Source organism: Streptomyces botrytidirepellens, from assembly GCF_003721215.1.
GTDB lineage: Bacteria > Actinomycetota > Actinomycetes > Streptomycetales > Streptomycetaceae > Streptomyces > Streptomyces himastatinicus.
In genome coordinates this window covers 1-4,728 of the sequence record NZ_RIBZ01000621.1, presented here as the reverse complement: position 1 = coordinate 4,728, position 4,728 = coordinate 1, and the positions used below count along the sequence as shown (strand labels likewise).

Below are 4,728 nucleotides of genomic sequence, written 5' to 3'. Positions count from 1 at the left end.
GTCGACCCGCTGGATATCGGTTGAGAGGCTTCTTAACCGTTGCGGGGGCCCGGGAAGACGCCCGGGCGGGCTTCGGGGAGGGACGGGGTGGACTGCGGGGGGAGGGAGCGGGCCGCCGGTACGGACGGGACCGGCGGCACGGCGGCGGGCTCGGGGCCGTGCCCCGCCGGGGCCTCGCCGCCCTCCGCGGTGCTCGTCGCCGAGGCGCGGCGCGAGCCGTAACGGCGGTGCACCGCCTGCTTGGTGACGCCGAGCGCGGAGCCCACCGCGTCCCAGGAGAAGCCGAGCGAGCGGTCGAAGTCGACCGCGGCGGTGACCAGGGTTTCGACGCTGTCCCGCAGCTCCTGGGCGAGCCGCACGGTGGGTGCCGGGGCGCGGCCGTAGACGACGAAGCCCGCGGACGGTCCGGTGCGCCGCGGCCGGTAGACGTTGCCGAGCTGGGCGGTGAGGGTGCGCAGCGCGTCCACCTGTCGGCGGACCCGCTCGATGTCCCGGACCAGGAGGTGCAGGCTGGCCCGTGCCTGGGCGTCGTGAGTTGCGTGGTCGGCCATGAACAAGCCTCTCGAACCGGCGTGAAGGGGGCGGGCGGGAAGGGTGCCGGGCCGCGGGGTGCGGCCCGGCGCGGTCAATCTCTCTTGACCAACGCGGCACCCGCCCGTCGGTCACGGTCCGGGGCGTGCGGGAGTCGGCCCGTACGCCCCCTGGTGTGTCGGACCATAGACTGAGGTCGCGTTTTTGCCGTTCTCCGCCGTTCTCCGCCCTGTATGAGAGGTCGTTCGCCACCCATGAGGCTCGTCTTCGCCGGTACCCCCGAGGTCGCCCTGCCCGCGCTGGACGCACTGATCGCGTCCGACCGGCATGAGGTGGTGGCCGTCGTGACCCGTCCCGACGCGCCCGCCGGGCGCGGCCGTCGGCTGGTGGCCAGCCCGGTCGCGGAGCGGGCCGAGGAGGCGGGCATCGAGGTGCTGAAGCCGGGCAAGCCGCGGGACGCGGACTTCCTGGCCCGGCTCGCCGAGATCGCCCCGGACTGCTGCCCGGTGGTGGCGTACGGCGCGCTGCTGCCCAAGGCGGCGCTGGAGGTCCCGGCGCACGGCTGGGTCAATCTGCACTTCTCGCTGCTGCCCGCGTGGCGCGGTGCGGCGCCGGTGCAGCACGCGGTGCTCGCGGGCGACGAGGTGACCGGGGCGTCGACGTTCCAGATCGAGGAGGGGCTGGACTCCGGGCCGGTGTACGGGGTGGTGACCGAGGACGTACGGCCCACCGACACCAGCGGCGATCTGCTGACCCGGCTGGCCATCGCCGGGGCCGGGCTGCTCGCGGCGACGATGGACGGCATCGAGGACGGTTCGCTGCGGGCAGTGCCGCAGTCCGCGGAGGGCGTCTCGCTCGCCCCGAAGATCAACGTCGAGGACGCGGAGATCGACTGGTCGGCGCCCGCGCTGCGGGTCGACCGGCTGGTGCGGGCGTGCGCCCCGGCGCCGGGCGCGTGGACGACGTTCCGCGGGGAGCGGCTGAAGGTGGTCTCGGCGGCGCCGGTGGCGGACCGCACGGATCTGTCCCCCGGTGTGCTCGCCGCGACCAAGAAGGCGGTGTACGCGGGCACGGGCAGCCATGCCGTGGAGCTGACCCGGGTCCGGCCGCAGGGCAAGAAGCCGATGCCCGCGGCGGACTGGGCCCGTGGCGTGCGGATCGCCGAGGGCGAGCGGCTCGGCGGCTGATGGGCGGCCGAAGGGGGCGGATGCGGCGCGCCGGGGAGCTGGAGCGTTGACCTCAACCTTGGTTCAAGTTCTACCGTCCTTGATACGTGCCGCCGGTCCGGACCCACCGGCGTAATCACCGTGGCGGCACCCCGAACCCTTCGGAGGTGCGCGATGAGCATGGAAGTCACCGCGTGGCATTCCCTGTACCAGGCCACCCACGCCAACGACGACCGGCGGCCCTTCTCCCGCGCGACCCTGCGCCGCATCGGGGCCTTCGCCCGCCCGCACCGCCGCCCGCTGCTGCTGTTCGTCCTGCTGAGCACGGTGGTGGCGGTGACCGCGGTCGCCACCCCGCTGCTCGCGGGCCGGGTGGTGAACGCGATCGACCGCCATGCGCACGAGTCCACGGTCCTCGGTCTCGCCGGGCTGATCGCCGCCATCGCCGTGGCCGAGGCGGCGCTCGGGCTGCTGACCCGGCGGCTGTCCGCGAACATCGGCGAGGGGCTGATCCTCGACCTGCGCACCGCCGTCTTCGACCACGTGCAGCGGATGCCGGTCGCCTTCTTCACCCGCACCCGCACCGGTGCGCTGGTCAGCCGCCTCAACAATGATGTGATCGGCGCGCAGCGGGCGTTCAGCGACACCCTCTCCGGAGTGGTGAGCAACGCGGTGACGCTGCTGCTCACGTTCGTCGTGATGGTCGGCATCTCCTGGCAGATCACGGTGCTCGCGCTGCTGATCCTGCCGGTCTTCCTGCTCCCCGCCCGCCGGGTCGGCCGCCGGCTCGCCAGGCTGCGGCGCGAGGCGGCGGCCCACAACGCCGCGATGGGCACCCAGATGACCGAGCGGTTCTCCGCGCCCGGCGCGACGCTGGTGAAGCTCTTCGGCCGCCCCGCCGAGGAGTCCGCCGAATTCGCCGCGCGGGCCCGCCGGGTACGGGACATCGGCGTCCGTACGGCCATGGTCCAGGTCTCGTTCGTCACCGCGCTGACCCTCGTCTCCGCCCTGGCCCTGGCCCTCGTCTACGGCCTCGGCGGCTACTACGCACTGCGCGGCAGCCTCAACCCCGGCTCCGTCGTCTCCCTCGCGCTGCTGCTCACCCGGCTGTACGCGCCGCTGACCGCGCTGGCCGGGGCGCGGGTGGAGGTGATGAGCGCCCTCGTCAGCTTCGAGCGGGTCTTCGAGGTGCTCGACCTGAAGCCGCTGATCACGGAGAAGCCGGACGCCCGGCAGGTCCCGGACGGGCCGGTGTCGGTGGAGTTCGACCACGTCGACTTCGGCTACCCGTCCGCCGACAAGGTGTCGCTCGCCTCCCTGGAGGAGGTCGCCCACCTGGACACCCGCGGCGGCGTCCAGGTGCTGCACGACGTGTCCTTCCGCGCCGAACCCGGCCAGATGGTCGCGCTGGTGGGATCCTCCGGCGCGGGCAAGTCGACCATCGCGCAACTGCTGCCGCGCCTCTACGACACCGACGCGGGCGCCGTCCGGCTGTCCGGCGTCGACGTCCGCGACCTGACCGCCGCCTCGCTGCGCGAAGCCCTCGGTATGGTCACCCAGGACGGCCACCTCTTCCACGACACGATCCGCGCCAACCTGCTGCTGGCCCGCCCCGGGGCGACCGAGGAGGAGCTGTGGGAGGTGCTGCGCCGGGCCCGGCTGGACGGGCTGATCGCGTCGCTCGCGGACGGTCTCGACACGGTCGTCGGCGAACGCGGCTACCGCCTCTCCGGCGGCGAGCGCCAGCGGCTGACCATCGCCCGGCTGCTGCTCGCCCGGCCCCGGGTGGTGCTCCTCGACGAGGCCACCGCCCATCTGGACTCCACCTCCGAGGCCGCCGTGCAGGAGGCCCTGGCCGAGGCCCTGGACGGGCGGACGGCGGTGGTGATCGCCCACCGGCTGTCCACGGTGCGGGCGGCGGACCTCATCCTCGTCGTGGAGGACGGCCGGATCGTGGAGCGCGGCACCCACGACGCGCTGCTCGCCGCCGAGGGGCGCTACGCGGAGCTGTACCGCACCCAGTTCGAACAGCGCCCCCCGGAGGCGGGGGAGCCCAGGGAGGCGGCCGAGGCGCTGAGCTGAGCCGCGTAGGCTGGGAGGCTGATCACCCCATACCTTCCGGAGCACATTTCCCGTGAGCCCCCAGCCCGGCCCTCCCCGTCGCAGCCGCCCCGGCAAGCCGTACCGCCGACCGCAGAAGGACCCCGTACGGATCCTCGCCTTCGAGGCGCTGCGGGCCGTCGACGAACGGGACGCGTACGCCAACCTCGTCCTCCCGCCCCTGCTCCGCAAGGCGCGGGAGGACGGCGGCTTCGACGCCCGGGACGCGGCGCTCGCCACCGAGCTGGTCTACGGCACCCTGCGCCTCCAGGGCACCTACGACGCGATCATCGCCGAATGCGTGGACCGCCCGCTGCGCGAGGTGGACCCGCCCGTCCTCGACGTGCTGAGCCTGGGCGCCCATCAGCTGCTGGGCACCCGCATCCCCACCCACGCCGCCGTCTCCGCGAGCGTCGAACTGGCCCGGGTGGTGCTCGGCGACGGGCGCGCCAAGTTCGTCAACGCGGTGCTGCGCAAGATCGCCGCCGCCGACCTGGACACCTGGCTGGAGCGGGTCGCCCCGCCGTACGACGAGGACCCCGAGGACCATCTCGGCGTCGTGCACGCGCATCCGCGCTGGATCGTCTCGGCCCTGTGGGACGCGCTCGGCGGCGGCCGGGCCGGGATCGAGGACCTGCTGGAGGCCGACAACGAACGGCCCGAGGTCACCCTCGTCGCCCGCCCCGGCCGGTCCGCCCCCGACGAACTGGTCGCCGCCGTCGGCGAGGAGTCCGCGCTGCCGGGCCGCTGGTCCCCGTACGCCGTCCGGCTCGCCGAGGGCGGCGAACCCGGCGCGCTGGACGCGGTCCGTGAGGGGCGCGCCGGCGTGCAGGACGAGGGCAGCCAGCTCGTCGCCCTCGCGCTCGCGGCCGCCCCGCTGGACGGCCCCGACCGGCGCTGGCTGGACGGCTGCGCGGGCCCCGGCGGCAAG

4 protein-coding genes are annotated in these 4,728 nt (G+C 74.4%); 3 read left to right on the top strand and 1 reads right to left on the bottom strand.

All coding sequences use genetic code 11. From position 1 onward, the window contains the following. Window positions 1-32: 32 nt before the first annotated feature. Window positions 33-551, bottom strand: a complete 519-nt coding sequence (locus EEJ42_RS33910) for a hypothetical protein (protein ID WP_123105907.1) — start codon at window positions 549-551, stop codon at window positions 33-35. A 234-nt stretch (window positions 552-785) separates the two neighbouring features. Here EEJ42_RS33910 and fmt point away from each other — a divergent pair, with 234 nt between their 5' ends. From fmt to EEJ42_RS33895, 3 genes are all read left to right on the top strand, one after another. After that, window positions 786-1,718 (top strand): methionyl-tRNA formyltransferase, encoded by a 933-nt coding sequence (gene fmt / locus EEJ42_RS33905; protein ID WP_123105905.1) that lies wholly within the window; start codon window positions 786-788, stop codon window positions 1,716-1,718. A gap of 153 nt (window positions 1,719-1,871) precedes the next feature. Beyond that, window positions 1,872-3,779, top strand: coding sequence for an ABC transporter ATP-binding protein (locus EEJ42_RS33900; protein ID WP_123105903.1), 1,908 nt, complete (start codon window positions 1,872-1,874; stop codon window positions 3,777-3,779). A gap of 52 nt (window positions 3,780-3,831) precedes the next feature. Then, the coding region (locus EEJ42_RS33895; protein WP_281291567.1) for a transcription antitermination factor NusB at window positions 3,832-4,728 on the top strand (897 nt) is incomplete at its 3' end.